16 protein-coding genes are annotated in these 17382 nt (G+C 47.6%); 15 read left to right on the top strand and 1 reads right to left on the bottom strand.

The window, feature by feature from the left end; translation table 11 throughout:
* The first annotated feature begins 43 nt into the window (after window positions 1-43).
* The 12 genes from E4N69_RS06925 (at window position 44) to E4N69_RS06870 (ending at window position 11231) form a co-directional block, all read left to right on the top strand.
* Complete coding sequence (locus E4N69_RS06925; protein ID WP_253823360.1) at window positions 44-697, top strand: hypothetical protein; 654 nt, start codon at window positions 44-46, stop codon at window positions 695-697.
* A gap of 235 nt (window positions 698-932) precedes the next feature.
* A complete protein-coding gene (locus tag E4N69_RS06920) occupies window positions 933-1952 on the top strand; it encodes a thiamine ABC transporter substrate-binding protein (protein ID WP_253713867.1) in 1020 nt (339 codons plus the stop codon).
* Window positions 1953-1983: 31 nt separating this feature from the next.
* A complete protein-coding gene (locus E4N69_RS06915) occupies window positions 1984-3609 on the top strand; it encodes an ABC transporter permease (protein WP_253823359.1) in 1626 nt (541 codons plus the stop codon).
* Window positions 3610-3780: 171 nt separating this feature from the next.
* A complete protein-coding gene (locus tag E4N69_RS06910) occupies window positions 3781-4050 on the top strand; it encodes a type II toxin-antitoxin system RelB/DinJ family antitoxin (protein ID WP_162663630.1) in 270 nt (89 codons plus the stop codon).
* Complete coding sequence (locus E4N69_RS06905) at window positions 4047-4457, top strand: PIN domain-containing protein (protein WP_253823358.1); 411 nt, start codon at window positions 4047-4049, stop codon at window positions 4455-4457. The genes E4N69_RS06910 and E4N69_RS06905 overlap by 4 nt, the downstream gene beginning before the upstream one ends.
* Before the next feature lie 120 nt (window positions 4458-4577).
* A complete protein-coding gene (locus E4N69_RS06900; protein ID WP_253823357.1) occupies window positions 4578-5249 on the top strand; it encodes an ABC transporter ATP-binding protein in 672 nt (223 codons plus the stop codon).
* Window positions 5250-5261: 12 nt separating this feature from the next.
* On the top strand, window positions 5262-6755 hold the full coding sequence (locus E4N69_RS06895) for an NFACT RNA binding domain-containing protein (protein WP_253823356.1): 1494 nt from the start codon (window positions 5262-5264) through the stop codon (window positions 6753-6755).
* Window positions 6756-6775: 20 nt separating this feature from the next.
* Window positions 6776-6955 carry a hypothetical protein gene (locus E4N69_RS06890; protein ID WP_206181731.1) on the top strand — a complete coding sequence of 60 codons (180 nt, stop codon included), beginning with the start codon at window positions 6776-6778 and terminating at the stop codon, window positions 6953-6955.
* Window positions 6956-7133: 178 nt separating this feature from the next.
* Complete coding sequence (locus tag E4N69_RS06885) at window positions 7134-7535, top strand: hypothetical protein (protein ID WP_253823355.1); 402 nt, start codon at window positions 7134-7136, stop codon at window positions 7533-7535.
* Window positions 7536-7747: 212 nt separating this feature from the next.
* Window positions 7748-9058, top strand: coding sequence for an SUMF1/EgtB/PvdO family nonheme iron enzyme (locus E4N69_RS06880; RefSeq protein ID WP_253823354.1), 1311 nt, complete (start codon window positions 7748-7750; stop codon window positions 9056-9058).
* Window positions 9059-9435: 377 nt separating this feature from the next.
* Window positions 9436-9555: a hypothetical protein gene (locus tag E4N69_RS06875; RefSeq protein ID WP_253824891.1), complete on the top strand. Its 120-nt coding sequence runs from the start codon at window positions 9436-9438 to the stop codon at window positions 9553-9555.
* Window positions 9556-10364: 809 nt separating this feature from the next.
* Window positions 10365-11231: an Rpn family recombination-promoting nuclease/putative transposase gene (locus tag E4N69_RS06870; RefSeq protein WP_253713861.1), complete on the top strand. Its 867-nt coding sequence runs from the start codon at window positions 10365-10367 to the stop codon at window positions 11229-11231.
* 50 nt (window positions 11232-11281) lie between these two features.
* Here E4N69_RS06870 and polA read toward each other — a convergent pair whose 3' ends face one another.
* A complete protein-coding gene (polA, locus tag E4N69_RS06865; RefSeq protein WP_253823353.1) occupies window positions 11282-14227 on the bottom strand; it encodes a DNA polymerase I in 2946 nt (981 codons plus the stop codon).
* A 122-nt stretch (window positions 14228-14349) separates the two neighbouring features.
* Between polA and E4N69_RS06860 the strand changes: the two genes are divergently transcribed.
* From E4N69_RS06860 to E4N69_RS06850, 3 genes are read left to right on the top strand one after another with little or no spacing between them, the layout of a single operon-like run.
* Entirely contained in the window at window positions 14350-15948 is a 1599-nt protein-coding gene (locus E4N69_RS06860; RefSeq protein ID WP_253824890.1) for a CTP synthase, read from the top strand.
* A 12-nt stretch (window positions 15949-15960) separates the two neighbouring features.
* A complete protein-coding gene (locus tag E4N69_RS06855; protein ID WP_162663622.1) occupies window positions 15961-16431 on the top strand; it encodes an NfeD family protein in 471 nt (156 codons plus the stop codon).
* Window positions 16432-16482: 51 nt separating this feature from the next.
* Window positions 16483-17361 carry an SPFH domain-containing protein gene (locus E4N69_RS06850; RefSeq protein ID WP_162663621.1) on the top strand — a complete coding sequence of 293 codons (879 nt, stop codon included), beginning with the start codon at window positions 16483-16485 and terminating at the stop codon, window positions 17359-17361.
* Window positions 17362-17382 lie beyond the last annotated feature (21 nt).

Genomic DNA, 17382 nt, shown 5'->3' with positions numbered 1-17382 from the left:
AGATGAAAACAATTAAGGTAAAAAGCTGTGAGAGGAGATACCTATGTGGGGTATGCTATTTTTTTTATTGCTCATGTATATTTATATTCCGTTTTTAGTTTTGAAAAATGAAAAGAGTACGTTATATTTTAGAATAATTGTGATCGTATCAAATATAAGCCTAATCTTTTTATCATTATCCTCTTTTTATTTCGTGAGGCGTTTTAGTTTTCTCGGGGTTCTTATACTTTTAGGTCTATGTATATTAAGTATCATTTTAAATATTTTATTTGTGATCACAAAAACGATAAAAACAAAAGCAATAAAACAATTAGTTTTTTTAATACCGATTATGTGTTCTCTTTTATTCAGTTTTTTGATTGAGAAAAACCAGCTATCTGAAAAAATTGCCTTAAAAATAGAATTCAAAAGATACAAAAATGAACTTGATAGTTATATCACAAACAATGTAGAAAATAAAAATATCCGGGTATTTAATAATTATGTCGGAATTATATGGGATCCGGGATTTTTAGATACATACAGCGTTATCATTTATGATAAGCATAATAATTTAGATATGTTGTATCATTCATCTGCAGATACATATATGGATAAAGAGATGTACAGTGAATTTCAAGAAGCATTCAGATATCCAAGAATTGTCAATGTGATAAAGATTGAAGATCATTACTTTAGATGTAATATGCATGAATAACAGTTATGCGATTCTATATTTTCAAAAGCTGATAAATCGCTTGCACTTTTTTTGCGAATATACTAGGATACGCGGACTTGGGGTGCCGGAACACTGGATAGGAGCCTCTAAGAGCCTCATCGGCTTTTTAGAGGTTTACAACCGAATCTATTCGTTTCGTGCTGAGAGCATACCCGAAAAAGGCGTCCGTACGGAGGCCTTACACCTGATCCGGATAATGCCGGCGGAGGGAATAATGAAGTTACGTCTTTATTTCTTTTTGTTTATCGTATGTTCAATCATACTGCCTTCAACCGCTTTTGCAGGCGGAAAACAAGATACTGCGGAAAAAATCGTTGTTGTCTATACCTATGACTCCTTTGCTTCTGAATGGGGACCGGGCGCCGAAATAGCCAAACGCTTCAAAGAGCAAACGGGCTACACCGTAAATTATGTGATCTGCGAGGATTCCGGTTCCGTCCTATCGAAAGCGATGGCTGAAAAAAAGAATCCGCGTGCCGATGTGCTGCTCGGTATCAATGCGTTTCTTGTCGATAAGACGCGCAGTGCAGGCGTTCTGGAACCGTATACCTCTCCGAATTTGGATAAAGTTGTTCCGAAACACGTTATAATGACTGATGATCAACTACTCACCCCGTATGATTGGGGCTATTTTGCGATTATGTATGACACTCAATCAAAGGTGCCTGCTCCTCAGTCGCTGGAAGATTTAACAAAACCCGAATATGCAAAATCCTTGGTTATCATGGATCCCCGCACAAGCGCTCCCGGCTTAGGTTTTGCCGCATGGACAAAGGCTGTTTACGGGAACGATTATCTTTCGTACTGGAAAAGACTGATGCCTTCCATCCTGACGATGAGCCATTCGTGGAGTGCCGGATACGGGCTGTTTACGGCGGGGGAGGCTCCGCTTGCCGTCAGCTATACCACCAGTATGGCTTATCACATCCGGTATGATAAAACCGATCGGTATCAGGCATTGACGTTTGCCGAGGGGAATATGATTGCGCTTGAGGGAATGGGCGTCGTTAAAAATGCGCCTCATAGAGCAGCGGCTCACGCTTTTATCGATTTTATGCTGACTGAAAAAGCGCAGGAAGTATTGCCCGAAACGCAGTGGATGTATCCGGCAAATACCGCGGTGCAGCTTCCCGAATCATTTAAAACCGTCCCGATGCCGAAAAAATCGCTGACGATTTCCGGTACCGAGGCGGAAACGGCGGTAGACGCTATTATTTCAGTATTGGAAAAATAACCGTATTTTTGCATTTTTATCGCAGAATTGTATGGTTTCAATTAATCGATACGCTGCGAAGCGGACACTACTGCAAAACACGTTTGTAGTAGGCGGCGGGTTGTTATTCTGTGCGGTGCTGATTGCTTTTTTCGTACCGCTCGGAGCTGCCGTTTTTCCGGCTTTCGGCGGGGGCGCTTCTGCAGCGGCCTTTCGGCCTTTATGGAAGGCTGCCCGCTTTACCGTGATGCAAGCGTTTCTCTCTGCGGCAGGGGCAAGCGGTATCGGCCTCTGTGCGGCGTTTTTTTGCGCCCGCCGGAGGTTCTCCGGACGAAAGTTGTTGCTCTCTCTTTCGGCGATACCCTTGAGTGTGCCGCCGGTGGTTATCGCGCTCGCGTTTATCCTGTTCTTTGGAAAAAACGGTTTACTGAACAAACTGCTTGCGGCGGTTTCGGCAGGGGAGCTTTCAATCGGCACCTTCCTTTATTCTACCGGCGGCATTCTGCTTGTACACACCTTTTATAATTTTCCCATCACGATGCGTACCGTATCCGCCGCATGGGAACAACTCCCTGAGGAAACCGAACAGGCTGCTCTTTTGCTCGGAGCCTCACCGCTGCGTATTTTTAGAACGGTTATCTTTCCGGCATTAAAGGCGCCGCTATGCGCTTCGTTCGTCATTATCTTTTTATATTGTTTTTTCAGCTTTGTGATTATTCTGTTGCTGGGCGGTCTCGGCGTAACAACGCTGGAGGTTGAGCTGTATCAAACCATCCGCAGAGATATACACGCGAGTACCGCGGCGCATATTGCGCTGACGGAAACCGGTATCGCAGCGGCTGCGGTAGGGCTGTACGCTTATTTAAGGAGCAGAATACCCGATCATACTGAAAACACCCAATACGCCCGCAGCCGGTTGCGCATCAGCGGCGCAGCGGAACATATCTTTTTTGCCGTGCTTATCTGTGTTATCTGTTTTTGTTTACTGTTTCCGCTCGGTTCTCTGGTGTGGTATTCCTTTTCGAGTCCTAAGGCGCCGCTCACGATAACCGTTGATGCGTGGCGGCAGCTTTTGCAGCGGCCTCACTTTTGGGGCGCGGTGCAGCACACTGTGCAGACAGGGATCGGAACCGCTGTGCTTTCCGTAACGGCTGCGCTTTTTTTTGCGTATGCAGCGTTTCAAGCGAATGGGAAGTGGTATAAAAGCCTGCCGCTTATTCCTTTTGCAGTTTCTTCTATTGTATTGGGATCGGGGTGGTTGAAGCTTGATACCATGCCGTCGCTGTTGTTGCTGGTTGTTGTGCAAAGTTCGCTTGCGTGGCCCTTTGCGTGGATGCAAATAGAGACCGGCCTCGCAAAAATTCCCCGTTCGGTACTCGACGCCGCCCGGCTTTTGTCTTCTTCCCGCACGGATGCATTTTTTCGGGTATTTCTACCGTTATGCAAAACCGGTATTATATCTGCACTGTGCTGCGTGTTTGCAATCAGTGCGGGGGACGCATCGCTGCCACTTCTGCTTCACATTCCGAACTTTGAAAACCTCGCGCTGATGCTGTTCCGCTTTGCCGGTTCGTATCGGTTCACTGAAAGCGCCGGTATTGCGGTGATTCTTGCCGTGCTGACGGGCTCGCTCTTTTATATTCAGGACACGGTGAGGGAGCGCGGACAAACGCATTAGATTGTTTTGTCATGTCCGCCACGGATGGCGGTGATATATAAAGAAGCATTACAAATAGTTAGAAATGCTATTATTTTAAAATTACCTTGCTTTAACCTTGAAAAACTACTTATTTAAATATACAATATTAATACGAGTGTATGAATACCGAATACTAAAAAGGAGTCAATAATGACAAATACAACACTTGTTCAAGTTAGAGTTGATGAAGCGCTAAAAGATAAAGTTACCCATATCTATGATTATTACGGACTGGATTTACCGACAGCCATCAGGATTTTTATGAAAAAAACGGTTGCTGTTAATGGGCTCCCTTTCGACCTTAGAGATGAATCAAATAAAAAAAATATCTGGCACTATTTTGGCAGCGGCAAAGATATCGAAATGAATATATCTGCCGAACCGGATTTTTCTGCTGATACAAAACTGGAGACCCTGTGAAGTATTTTTTAGATTCAAATATTATAATCTATTTCATAAAGGGAAAATTTCGTACCATTGGAGAAATGCTGGAGGCACATGACAGAGATATAGTAATTCCCTCTGTTGTTCTTGCCGAGCTTGAATATGGGGCAAGGAATTCCAACGATTATGAAAAGACAATTTCAGTTTATAAACCGTTTTTGGATTTATATCCGACAGCTGTTTTTGATAAAAAATCGTCAGTGGAATACGGAAAATTAAGAAAAATTTTATCGTCAAATGGTGTCATAATCGGTCCGAATGATATGCTGATTGCAGCAACAGTGCTAGCAAACGGTGGAACATTGATAACACATAATGTCGGAGAGTTTTCAAGAGTAGAAGGCTTATTAATTGAGGATTGGACGATAGAATATTCGGTATAACACTCACTTTAACGCTGACATTTGTTTTGTCACGAAAGTTGTTTGATGTGTCTTTACTGCTGCTATGCGCATCGGCAAAGACACAAATGCGGGGTAAGCGAGGTATGGTAGGGAACGTATATGAAAGGTGATTCGATGGGTTTTCCGATAAATAGAGAGAATGATGAAAGTGAGGCGTTTCTCCGGCTTGTCCGTCTGACGAAGCGGTTGCCGTCAAAGACTATCAGTCTTTCCTGTTCGGTAGAAAAGGCTGGGACACTTGCGCTGCTCGGTTCGTCGGGCTGCGGTAAGTCAACCGTGCTTAAAATGATCGCAGGTTTATTGCCCGCCGATTCGGGAAACGTCTTTTTAAACGGACACGATATTACCGATGAACCCATCAAAAAACGCAACATCGGTATGGTCTTTCAGGACTATGCACTGTTTCCTCATTTAAGTGTCGAAGACAATATCGGGTATGGCCTCGTTTCGCAAGGGGTATCCAAAAGGGAAAGCAGGCGGGCAGCTGCGGAATGGCTTGAACGTTTCGGCTTGACCGGTATGGAAAAAAGACGGATTGAAGGGCTCTCCGGCGGGGAGCGGCAGCGCGTTGCCCTTGCACGGACGCTTGCGGTAAACCCGCTTGTGGTTTTGTTTGACGAACCGCTTTCCGCCCTCGATGCTCCGCTGCGGCTTAAACTCCGCGAAGAGCTCAAAAAACACCAAGCCGAAATGCGGTACACGGCAATCTACGTTACCCATGACCGCGATGAAGCCGAGTACCTCGCCGACAACATCATCGAAATGCAATAAACGGAGGTTGAGATGTCGCTTAATTGCGCTGAAATCGATAAGATTCTGGAAGAGCTCAATTTGGAAGGCTCATACATACAAAAGGTGGTGCAGTCATCCTATTCCGTGATGGTGCTGCACCTCTATAAGACCCGCCCGATGAGTTTGGTCATCTGTCTTGAACCGGGGGCGTGCCGCCTGCATGAAACTACGCGGAAAATCCCCAAGTTCGACAAGCCGCTCCGTTTTATGGAGCTGCTCCGTTCCCGTCTCCGCGGTGCCAAGATTACCGAGGCAGTTCAGCTGAACAACGACCGTATTGTCAGGCTTTCGTTGGAGACCGCTTCAGGTATGCTCTACCTCTATATCCGGCTGTGGAGCGGGGCGGCGAATATGCTGCTTGTCGATAACGGCATTATCGTCGATGCCTTTTACCGCCGCCCTTCCCGCCATGAAGTGAGCGGAGAGCCGTGGCAGCCCCTGCCGGGAGAAACCGAAGCTGCTGTGACGGACGTTGAAGCAAAGACCACAGAAAGTACATCTATCACCGTGTCGCCTATAGCCGCTGACAAACCGGTAAAAACCTACACCGTCCGCAGCTATGATGCATCCAAGACCTTTAATGAAGCGATTGACGAATGGTACGCGCGGCAGGCGCCTGTGCTTTCGCTCGAAGCCTTACGTGCGGAAGCGGAGCGCTTTTATGGTCTTAAAATAGAAAAGATTTCCCGCGCGCTGGAAAAACTCGAAGCGAAAAAGCATTCGTTCTTGCAGGCTGATACGCTGAAACATCAAGGTGATTTACTCTTGGCAAATCTCTACCGGATTCCGCAGGGTGCCTCTTCCGTCGAGCTGGAAGATTATGCGGCGGACAACCGGATTATCCGCATCGCCCTCGACCCGAGAAAAACTGCGCAGGAAAATGCCGCCGGATACTATGAGCGGTATAAAAAAGCGGTTTCGGGGCTTGAGGCGCTCACCGATGATATCGAAGCCTCCAAGCGGACGCTCGCCGCGCTTAACGAAGAGCTTGCAAAGCTGCGGGTTGAAGAAAATCCTTACCTTATCGAAAAGGTGCTGCACAAGCGGAAGATACCCGTGCAGCGGAAACAGGCGGCTCAAGAAAAAGAGCGACCGGGACTTACGTTTTACCATGACGGATGGATTCTGTATGTCGGCAGGACAGCCGCCGAAAACGATGAGCTGCTGCGGCACCACGTGCGGGGCAAGGATATGTGGCTCCATGTGCGGGACTATTCCGGCGGCTATGTCTTTATCAAAAACAAAAACGGAAAGACCGTTCCGCTGCCTGTGCTGATTGCCGCGGGGAACCTCGCCGTGTTTTATTCAAAGGCGCGCCGGAACGGACAAGCCGATCTGTACTACACCGCAGTGAAGGATTTGCGGAGGGCGAAGAACGCACCGAAAGGAACCGTGCTCCCGTCAAACGAAAAAAATCTTTCCATTAAACTTGATCCGGTAGTTTTGAAACAGCTTGAACAATCACGGGGTGAAGCGCTGAACTAATGTGTACGTTGTAATATTTAATGGGTAACTATATTTTGGGCGTTCCGGTCGGTCAAACATCGACACGGATGTCAATGGTTGACCGACCGTCGGGCTTTGCGGGGTTTCGCTGGCGCTTCATTCCTTTCGGAACAGCTGCGCTGCCCCTCCAATCCCTAACGCTTATTATCGATGCCCATTACCAATTAATTTGTGCGTAGTAATGCCGTATGTAGCCCGTAATTCCAGCACTTTTGAAAATATACGGGGCATCTACGGCGTTGCATATTTTCAAAAGCCCTTGCATTTCTCAATATTTACTCCTATACTATTTCTATGCTGAGTTTCAGAACTGGATCACTACAGTATCAATTATCTTCTCACAACGCGCAAAAAAAGATGCAAAAGATACTTGACACGCATAAAATAAGCGGCAACACTTACTCAGCAACTCAGCAACTCAGCAACTCAGCAACTCAGCAACTCAGCAACTCAGCAACTCAGCAACTCAGCAACTCAGCAACTCAGCAACTCAGCAACTCAGCAACTCAGCAACTCAGCAACTCAGCAACTCAGCAACTCAGCAACTCAGCAACTCAGCAACTCAGCAACTCAGCAACTCAGCAACTCAGCAACTCAGCAACTCAGCAACTAGACTGTGCCCTGATAAACGGGCGTTTTTTCCATTCAGACAACGACATCATTATATTTTCTCATCAATTTTTGCAGACGACAACCGTGCTGTTAATCTTTTCCATATTAAACCGCAAAGAGTACCACGTATGCGGAGAGTACTGTTGAGCAGTATACAGCCGTGTATCCTGCTCAACGCGAGTTTTTTGCAGAGCAAAAAACACCGCTACTACGTGGAACCACCGCCGTCTGTGGCGGTATTGAGAGCGATGTACCGTATAAGGCATTTAAAACCTTACCATTTTCTGTACGCTTTGCGGTTGCATTAAGAACTAAACCGTTTAGCGGTTGAAAATATATAAGTGCTAGGAGGAACAATTATGGATAAAAAAGGAAGAACGAATCGGCTGTTGAGCCGGTTGGCAGTAGGATTGATGCTTGCTGCAATGGCCTTGTTTACCGGATGTCCGAATAAGATAACGGTTAAACCGGTAACATTTGAAGTAACGTTTAGCGCCGGGGAACACGGTACGCTCAAAGCGAAAGCGGACGGCATAGCGGAAACGGAGACGAGCCCTATAACCATTGAACAGGGTAAAACAGTAACCTTTACGGCAACGGCTGATTCGGGCTACAGGGTAAAGGGCTGGACGTGTGATGGAGAAGCCGTAAACGGCACGAACGCTTTCTATTCGTTTACCGTTACAAAAGGCGTTGAGGTTAAGGTGAGCTTTGAAAGCAACAGCGTCCCGCCTACACCGCCTTCCGGCGATGTCGGTAGTTTTGAAGATACAGGCGACGGCTTTATAAAAATAACCCCGCCTGCAGCAGGAATTACCGGTATGGATCCGGATCCGGCGTCTTTGCCGGGAACGGAAGATTATTGGAAAGGAGTATTCCGTGCAGGGCGTAAGGTAAAATTGAGCCCCTATAAGCTTGGCAAAACGGAAGTGCCGTATAAACTGTGGAAAGAGGTATACGAATGGGCAATCGGAACCGGATATCAGTTTGCCAATGCAGGAGTAAAAGGTAAAGACGGAAGCGGGAGCGAAGAAGAGCCGGTAACGAGTATAAGTTGGCGAGACTGTATTGTATGGTGCAATGCGTATACCCAGAAAATCAAAGGGGAGGGGGAATGCATCTACCGCAAAAAGGACGATCATACTGTCGTATTAAAAAACGCGAATGATACAACAGCCTGTGATGCCGCCTATGCCGATATGAGTAAAAAAGGTTTTAGACTTCTGACGGAAGCGGAATGGGAATATGCAGCTCGGTGGCAGGGAAGGGACAGCACCAATGCTGAGAAATACGGAGAAGTATGGCTTACCAAACTGAACAGTGCGAGCGGAGCGAAAGCTGCCTGGCATAATGTGGATGAGACAAAAGCGGTTGCATGGTATGGTGCTAATTCAGACAATAAAACCCATCCTGTAGGAGAAAAGCGGTCAAATGCACTTGGCTTACACGATATGAGCGGGAATGTATGGGAATGGTGTTTTGACTGGTATGGCAATATCGAAGCTGGAGATGGTACTGACCCGCAGGGTGCTGCTTCCGGTACTGAGCGCGTGATGCGTGGCGGTGGTTGGTTCAATAGCGCGGAGCTCTGCGTCGTCGGTGGTCGGAACTGCTACAACCCTGTCAGCAGCATCTTCAATCTTGGCTTCCGCCTGGCCTTGCGCCCCTAGAGCTTAGACCGTTTTGTGAGCTGGCGGTTGAACGGCGTTGGGCATGCGGAGCTGCCCTACGCGGTGAAACCGCCGGCAAACAAAACGGTGGAAGTTTTAGGACGCCCGCGTCTTATGCAGAGCATCCACACAATGTAAAAATGTACCGTATGGTGCAGTGTGGTTTTGAAAATAAGTTAAAGCAGCCTCGAGTAGCCGCTTTAGCGGCTCGAAAATTTTTGGATTTTTACGAAATCTGATAAAGTCCATGCAGGATTTTTGCGAAGTAGCTCAACAAACACAATAATACCATTTCGATTGCTTTGCAAATTAAAAGCAGTCGGAGTGTTAAACGGTAGGGACATTAATAAGGTGCTGCTTCCGGTAATAACCGCGTCATACGCGGCGGCAGCTGGAACGACAACGCGAAGAACTGCGTCGTCGGTAAACGGAACAACAACAACCCTGACAACAGCAACGACAATCTTGGCTTCCGTGTGGCTATGTTCAAAAATTGACCTCCATGTCAATTTTTGAACGCGAGTTTTTGCTTGGCAAAAACGTCGCTGCTGCTGACAGGATGTCAGTGGTTCTTCACAGTATCGAGTTTTTCATTAGAAAAACTCGAAGCGCACAAATGTACAAGGATGTACATTTGTGCGCGATGTCATCCGTGGCGGTACTGAAACGAGTTAGTGTGAAAGTTACTACTGTTTAGCTTTTATTTTCAGAACTATGCTTTGGAATCAATGCGGGTTCTTAGGGCAGAGCCCTAAGTCGCTCACTAAGGGGAGTACTTCCATGTACTCCCCTTAGTACGAGATTTGCGTCAAACGCAAATCTCGTTTCTGCATAAAATCACCGCCATCCGTGGCGGTTCTGAATAGATGGGGGCGCAGGGGAAGACTTTTTAGGTAGCCTCTAAAAACTTCAGTTTTTTAGAGGGTTTCCTTGAAATTTTTTTTGCGATGTTTTTAATAAGTCATTCATATTTATAGACTTATTAAAAACTCGACGGGCATCTGAAAAAACTGACCGAGTTTTTTGCAGATGCCCTGTTATCGAAAAAAAAGAAAAGTCTTCCCCTAACTTAATAAAAAAGGTAATTTTTTCTTCATTTCTTTAGCCATTTTTGCATCCATGCTGTATATATCCTATAGGAACTACCGCCGTCGGTGGCGGTGCACGGAGGTAGAAGATGGCAAGAAAATCTCATAATATCCCTATGAGTTTTACTGCTCGAAACGATTACGCATTTCTTTCCATTCTTTAGCCATTTTTGCATCTGTGCTTTATAAGAGAGGTATATGCACGGAGGTAAATTACTATGAGAAAATACAATCGTCGTTATAAAGATTCGGTCTTTGTCGATCTTTTCAGTAATGATAGAACTGCAAAAGATAATTTTTTAGCGCTGTATAATGCCCTGTATAATACGAATTATCAGTCTACAGATATATTGAAAAACATGCGGCTGAAACAAACAATGTATATGTCATTCGCTAATGACGTATCGTATCTCGTTGATAATAAAATTATTGTCCTTGCGGAACATCAGTCAACCGTAAATCCGAATATGCCATTAAGATGTCTTGAATATGTTACGCGGTTGTATGAGCATATTCAAAATCCCCGCGATCGCTATTCACGGACTCTTAAAAAAATCCCGGTTCCGGCATTTTACGTCTTTTACAATGGAAGAGAAACCATTCCTGCACAAAAAATACTAAGGCTTTCGGATTCCTTTATTAGGCAACCTGAAACGCCAACTCTTGAGCTTGTTGTAAAACTGATAAATATCAATTATGATAAAGATAGTCGAATAGTAAAGCGTTGCGAACCGTTGGGACAATACAGCTTGTTTGTGGATGCAGTACGTCGGCATATTGCAGTTGATAAAGAGCATGGGTTTGAAAATGCCATTAAAGAATGCATCAAAAATGATATACTGAAGGAATACCTACAAAGAAAATCACGGGAGGTCATAAACATGTTAATAGCCGAATATGATTACGATACCGATATTGCAGTACAAAGAGAAGAAAGTTTAATGCTTGGGATACAACAAGGAGAAGCTCGCGGTTCCCGCCAAAAAGCGCTTGAAACCGCAAAGACAATGCTAACTATGGGGTATCCACTCAATGATATTTGTAAAATTTCGGGTCTCTCTCAAGCAGAAGTAGAAGCTCTATAAGAATCAAGCTCTGGAACCAAGGCGGGTTCTTAGAGTAGAACCCTGACACCTTAATGGAAATCTCCCCAGCAGCTGCCTGCTTCGATGCTGACACGGAGCGGGACGGCGAGTTCGACGACGTGTTCCATCTCTTGTTTTAACAGTGCTTTGACGGAATCGACTTCCGCATCGGGTGCTTCGAGGATTAGCTCATCGTGTACCTGTAACAGGAGGCGTGCCTTTAACTGCTGCTGCTTCAATGCGCGGTCTACACGCAGCATTGCCGTTTTGACGATATCGGCGGCGGAGCCTTGAATGGGCGTGTTGATGGCGATCCGTTCCGCTGCGGCGCGCTGTGTTTGGTTCTTGCTGTTGATGGCTCGGATATACCGCCGTCTGCCCATCAGTGTTTCCACAAAGCCTTTTTCTGCGGCCGACTCTTTGAGCGTTTCCATAAAGGCGGACACTCCCGAATAGGTAGTAAAGTAGCGGGTAATAAACTCGGCCGCCTCGATGCGGGATATGCGCAGTTGGTTGGCGAGCCTAAATGCGCTCATACCGTACATCACCCCGAAGTTGATCACCTTTGCAATGCGGCGCATATCGGGGACAACGTTCTCGACCGGTACATTAAAGATGAGCGCAGCCGTCGCCGCGTGGACATCGGTTCCGTGCCGGAATGCCTTTACTAAATTTTCATCTTGCGAAAAATGAGCGAGGATAACGAGCTCGATCTGTGCATAGTCGGCGGAAATCAGTTTACAGCCGTCTGCTGCGTAGAACGCCTTGCGGATTTTGCGGCCTTCTTCTCCTCTGATCGGAATATTCTGCAAGTTCGGATCGCGGCTCGAAAGTCTTCCTGTCGCAGTTCCCGTTTGAATAAAACTGGTGTGTATCCGCCCGTGTGTATCGGCAAGCAGGGGTAACGCATCGGCGTAACCCGATTTCAGTTTTGCGGAGGCGCGGTAATCGAGAATTTTTGCCGGAAGTTCATCGATGGCGGCGAGCTCTTCCAGCACGGAAATATCCGTAGAGTAGCCGGTTTTTGTTTTTTTACCGGTCGGCAGCTTCCGTTCGGTGAATAATACTTCCTGCAGCTGCTTAGGGGAGGCGATGTTAAAAGGATGGCCGACTAGCTTGTAAATTTCCGCTTCGTCCCGTGCAAGCGTATCCGCCAATTCTTCAGAAAACGCAGCTAGCTCTTCTTTTTTAAGGGAGATACCCTGCGCTTCCATATCCGCAAGGAGTGGTATCAGCGGCATTTCAAGCGTTTCAAAAAGAGCGGTCAAGTTTGCCTGTTCCAAGGCGGGCTTATATATGTGATATAATTGCAGGGTGAAGTCGGCATCCTCCGCTGCATATTCGGTCGCTTGCGGAAGGGGCACCGCCGCAAAGGTACAGCCCTTGGGGACGACGTCTTTATAGTTAATGCCCTGCAAGCCGAGCTGCGCTTCGGCAAGGTTCTCCAACCCGAAACTAAGGTTGTCCGGTTCGAGCAGCCATGCCGCTATCATCGTATCGAAGAGACGGCAGCCGGCGCGGGTAAATATCTTTGCCGTCCGCAGCACCTGATAGTCGAATTTGCCGTTGTGCAGCACAAGGGTGAGCGCTTCATTGCTCCAGAGTCGTGCAAGTAGTTCCTTTGCGGTGGCAAGGGGCATCACGGTAAAGGGCTGTTCTCCCAGTTCGGGCGCCGGCGCTTTGAGCGGTACGTAGATACCGGTTCCGGCTTTTAAGCTGAGCGAAAATCCGACAAGGGCGTCGTACAGCGGGTTGAGGCCGGTGGTTTCGCAGTCGAAGGCGGCAAAGCCCTGCGCTTCGGCTGCTGCGATAACGGCTTCGAGTTCTTCCGCGTCCGTCACAGTGCGGTACTCGCCGGTATTTTTACGGAGTTCCGCCGGTGCTGCACCGGTACCGGCTTCCGGTGCGCCGTCAGCGCCGCCTATCGGTTTTGTACCAGCCGCCAGTTTTGTACCTGCGCCTGCCGCTTTCGTGCCGCTTCCGGCGGACGAGGCTGCTTTGCCGTGGGCGGCAGCTTCGCTTTTACCGGAACCGTTCTCTGCCGAACCGTTATCCGCTGAACCGCCGGCTGCTGCGGTATTCGGCGCGGCAGCTGCCCCGGCTGTGCCTGCTTCTTCGGCAGCCTTTGTGTACAGTTCGCCGAGGCGCGGCAGCTCATATTCTTTCAGCAGCGCAGCCGCCTCCGTGTAGTGCAGCGCATCGCAGCGGTAATCCTCAATCGAGCCTTCGATGGGAATATCGGCGGCAAGCGTTATCAGTTTTTTTGAAAAATAGGCGCTCTCCTTTCCGGCAGCCAATTTCTTTTGTACGGCTCCCGCAATGGAATCGATATGTTCATACACAGCGTCGAGCGTACCGTAATCCTGCAAAAGCTTTACAGCCGTTTTGGGGCCGATGCCCTTTACGCCGGGAATATTGTCCGAAGTATCGCCGATGAGCGAAAGATAATCGAGCATCTGTGCAGGCGCAACCCCCCAATGCTCCTTAACCTCTTCGATGCCGCAGTGCGCCAAGGCTTCACTCTTATCGGGTTTAAGCACCGAAACAAAATCTCCTACCAGCTGCGCCAAGTCTTTATCTCCGGAGATGATGACACAGCGACGGCCTTCTTGTGCAGCGCGGCAGGCAAGGGTTGCAATAATATCATCAGCCTCAAAACCGTCTTTGCGGAGGCAGGTGATACCGAGCGTTGTCAGTATTTTTTCGATATGCGGAATCTGAGCGTGCAAATCTTCCGGTGTCTTGTCGCGGGTTGCTTTGTATTCGGGGTACCATTCGTGCCGAAACGTCGGCGTGCGGGAATCGAAGGCTGCAAGAAAATACTGCGGCCGGTATGTTTTTAAAATCATCGCCAGACTTCTAAAAAAGCCGTAAAGCGCGGAAACGTTTTCACCCGCCTTATTAGTCAACGGATGGCTGACAAAAGCGAAGTAAGAGCGGTAAATTAAGCCGTAGGAATCAAGCAGGTAGAGCGTATCTTGTGTATGCTGTGTCATGGGAATGAGTGTATCATAAAACGCCCCGCAGTCATAGCAGAGGGGGGAATTTCACGATACTGTGTTCGGCATGGGCATATTGATTGCGGAAGCCCTCATAATATGCTATAGTAGCGTACATGATGAAAGCTCGTTTTATTTTTATTACCGGCGGGGTTGTTTCTTCCCTTGGGAAAGGCATTACCGCTGCATCTATCGGACTTTTGCTGAAAAGCAGAGGTTTTTCGGTTATCAATCAAAAGTTTGACCCTTATCTGAATATCGATCCGGGGACGATGAACCCCTATCAGCATGGAGAAGTTTTTGTAACGGAGGACGGCGGAGAAACCGACCTCGACCTCGGTCATTACGAACGGTTCACTGATGTTGCTTTGCATAAATTTAACAGCCACACGGCCGGAAAAGTGTATCTTTCCATATTAGATCATGAACGGGCTGGGGACTATTGCGGAGCGACCGTGCAGGTTATCCCGCATGTTACCGACGAAATTAAGCACCGCATTATGCAAACGGCGGAGCAAACCGGCAGTGATATCGTCATTACGGAAATAGGCGGTACGGTCGGCGATATCGAATCGCTCCCTTTTATAGAAGCAATTCGGCAAATCCGGAACACGGTCGGCAGGGAACATTGCCTTTTTATCCACCTCGGCCTTTTACCGTACCTAAAAGAATGCGGCGAGCTTAAAACCAAGCCTATGCAGCATAGTGTTAAAGAACTGCTCGGCTTTGGTATTCAGCCCGATATCATTATGTGCCGCAGCGAAAAAAAACTCAGCAAATCCATTCGCGAAAAGCTCAGCCTTTTTTGCAATGTCAGTCAAGACGCCATTATCGAAAATCTTACTGCAAAGTCTATCTACGAAGTTCCGCTGATGCTGGAAGAAGGGAACCTCGGTAAAAAAATCTGCGAGCTTTTCAATATTCCCAATCGAGAGCCCGATTTGCAGTCATGGAAGGAAATGGTTGAATCCTACTATCATCCCGAAAGAGAAGTAACGGTTGCGCTTGTCGGTAAATACACCGAGCTGCCCGATGCGTATTTAAGTGTAAGCGAAGCGCTGACCGCTGCCGGGGTCTATCACCGCGCACGTGTAAAGCAGCTGTGGATTGACGCAGCGAAGATTACGGATGCTGCAAAGGCTGAAGAGCTGTTAAAGGATGCGCAGGCGATTATCGTCCCGGGCGGTTTCGGTGAACGCGGCATTGAGGGGATGGTGCTTACTGCGGAATATGCGCGCACCAAGGGCGTTCCCTATTTCGGTATTTGCCTTGGAATGCAGATTGCCGTTATCGAATTTGCCCGCCATGTACTTGGGTTGGAACGCGCGCATTCCTCCGAGTTTATCAAGAATTGTGAACCCGTTATCGACTTGATGCCCGATCAAAAAGATGTGCAGCTCGGCGGTACGCTCAGGCTCGGTTCTTTCCGCTGTATGGTTGCGGAGAACAGCAAGGCGGAGCAGGCTTATAAAATGCACGAAATTCGCGAGCGCCACCGGCACCGCTATGAATTTAACAATTTGTACCGCAGCCGGTTTGAAAACACCGACATGCTGCTTTCGGGAATCAATCCTGAGCGCAATTTAGTGGAAATCGTCGAGCTGAAAAATCATCCGTGGTTTGTAGCGGTGCAGTTTCATCCCGAGTTTGCCTCCCGTCCGAATAAGCCGCATCCGCTATTCCGTGACTTTATCGGAGCGGCGCTGGCACGAACCTAAGGAGATGGCCGTATGCTCTTCCAACTATCGATGTTTTTAGCGTTTTATACGCCGTGGTTTTGGTTCGGTATTGCCGTTATTTGTGCAATTATCGAGGGGATGACGCTCGGTTTAACGACCGTGTGGTTCGCGCTCAGCGCCGTGCTGATGATTTTCATTTCCATGTTGCAGCCGCCGTTTTATGTGCAGTGCGTTCTGTTTGCGCTTGTTGCATTGCTGCTGCTCTTTTTTACCCGCCCCATTGCGCTGAAATTTTTGCATACCAAACGGGAAAAAACCAATGCGGACAGCCTTATCGGTAAAAAAGCCGTCGTGCTACAAACCATTACCGAATGGGAAAAAGGGCAAGTTAAAATCAACGGCGTTGTGTGGACGGCTTCTTCGGTTGACGGCGCGGTTATACCTGCCGGAGATGAATGTATCATCGAAAAGATAGAGGGTGTTACCCTGATCGTAAAAGAAATGGATGCCTCTGAAAACTGAAATGTTTAGAGGCGCCTAACAAGAGCCTAAATATAATAGAGAGGTTTTACTATGTGGATTGCTTTTGCATTAATCGTATTCGTACTCATTCTGCTTATTTTGAATATCAGAATTGTACCGCAGTCTCAGTCGTTCATTATCGAACGGCTTGGTGGCTATTTCCAGTCATGGGAGGTCGGTCTGCACGTTAAGATGCCGTTTGTCGATCGAATCGCCAATAAGGTGTCGCTCAAGGAGCGGGTGCTCGATTTTAAACCGCAGCCGGTTATTACGAAAGACAACGTTACCATGATGATTGACACGGTTATCTATTTTCAGATTACCGACCCGAAGCTCTATACCTACGGCGTTGAAAACCCGATGAATGCGATTGAAAATCTGTCAGCGACCACGCTGCGGAATATTATCGGTGAATTGGAACTTGATGGTACGCTGACAAGCCGCGATGTTATCAATACTCGTATGCGCAGCATTCTGGATGAAGCGACCGATCCGTGGGGTATTAAGGTAAACCGTGTAGAAGTAAAGAATATCATTCCCCCTGAATCCATTCAGGAAGCGATGGAAAAACAGATGCGTGCAGAACGCGAACGGCGTGAGGCCATCCTGATTGCAGAAGGACAAAAGCAGTCCTCCATTCTGGTGGCGGAAGGGAAAAAGGCGTCGATGATTTTACAGGCCGAAGCGGAAAAAGAATCCGCTATCTGCAGGGCGCAGGGTGAGGCTGAGGCAATTTTGGCTATCCAGAAAGCAACTGCCGAAGGTTTGAATCTTATTAAGAATGTCGGTGCCGACCCTGCACTGATTAAACTGCGCAGCTTGGAAGCCTTTGAAAAAGTAGCCGACGGAAAATCGACGAAAATTATTATTCCTGCTGATATTCAGAATATGGCAGGGCTTGTGTCAAGTATTGCGGAAGTTATCAAATAAGCAGTTTTGCTGATGCGGTAT

The sequence above is a fragment of the Treponema sp. OMZ 906 genome, from assembly GCF_024181185.1.
GTDB lineage: Bacteria > Spirochaetota > Spirochaetia > Treponematales > Treponemataceae > Treponema.
The sequence above is the reverse complement of the archived record's forward strand: the minus strand, read 5'-3'. Positions and strand labels throughout refer to the sequence as shown.